We start from the raw sequence: 785 nt of genomic DNA on the forward strand, positions 1-785 counted from the left end.
AGGCTTTGCCTGCTTCCCAAATGGCAGTTTCTGCATAAGCAGCATATTGGTGGATTTCTCTACCAGTGTGAGTATGGCATGCTGGTCAGGGTCTACGATCAAGTCCATCTCAAAATCTCCAAATCTCTTCCCGTCAACTTCCTTACTTCTTTCATGGATACTCAACCTGTCTTTAATTGGAAAATGCCTGCCCTTGGGACGATGCCTGTATTTCATCTTATGCCTTGTGTGTTTGGCAAGTTCCCCTGTTGTATCATTATGAATGATATTATAAATGGATTGGTGGGACACCTTTATTCCCTCATTCTTGCGCAGATAACCTGATATTTGTCGTGGAGACCACTGGTCATTGGTGATATATTCCTTAATTCTCCAGACTAATTCGTTAGAGAGCCTGGCGTTCTTTACCGTTCTCTTTCTGCGCTGCATAGCCATATCGTGCGCCTTTGTCCAGATATACTTTTCTGATGGCGTGCTGTTGCGTTTGATTTCACGTGATAGTGTTGACTGACTGATGCCGACGATTGTGGCAATCTCTTTTCTCCCTGTTTTCTTTTGGAGTAAGGCGAAAATTTGCGACCTTTGCTCCGAGGTTAATTGATGATATTTCACAATACAAAGTTAATTAATCTTGGGGAGACAGAGGTCTCCCTTTTTTATTTGTATTGCTGGTTGTTTTTTTTCCTCGCCGAGAGATGCAGACAACCTCTCGCTACGCTTCGAGAACGTCTGCATCTCTCGGCGAGGGCTACTCTTTTATTGCACTTCGTTTTGGAACTTGCAGA

At 43.6% G+C, this 785-nt stretch carries 1 protein-coding gene; it reads right to left on the minus strand.

The window, feature by feature from the left end; genetic code table 11:
- Positions 1-612 (minus strand): IS30 family transposase (locus ETF27_RS06520; protein ID WP_147785615.1); only part of this gene is annotated, 612 nt, incomplete at its 3' end.
- Between the last annotated feature and the right edge of the window lie 173 nt (positions 613-785).

The sequence above is a fragment of the Prevotella brunnea genome, assembly GCF_008016795.1.
GTDB lineage: Bacteria > Bacteroidota > Bacteroidia > Bacteroidales > Bacteroidaceae > Prevotella > Prevotella brunnea.